Genomic DNA, 230 nt, shown 5'->3' on the forward strand with positions numbered 1-230 from the left:
GCGTCTTCGACGCCGTCGCCGAGGCCGGCTTCGAGGTGATCATGACCGGCGGTCACCACCAGTCGGGTTCGGACCGCATTCACGAGGCGATGACCAAGATCGATCCTGAAGGCAGGGCCAAGATCATCGTCAACGTTCAGGGCGATCTGCCGACCATCGAGCCAGAAACCATCCGCGCTTCTCTGCGCCCGCTCGACGATGAAGCGGTCGATATCGCCACGCTGACGATC

Annotated in this window: 1 protein-coding gene; it reads left to right on the plus strand. The window is 62.6% G+C overall.

Annotated elements, in window-relative coordinates:
• Nucleotides 1-230 (plus strand): cytidylyltransferase domain-containing protein (locus SB679_RS26560; RefSeq protein WP_410705451.1); only part of this gene is annotated, 230 nt, incomplete at both ends.

It is taken from the genome of Chryseobacterium sp. SIMBA_029 (assembly GCF_046535275.1).
Lineage (GTDB): Bacteria > Bacteroidota > Bacteroidia > Flavobacteriales > Weeksellaceae > Chryseobacterium.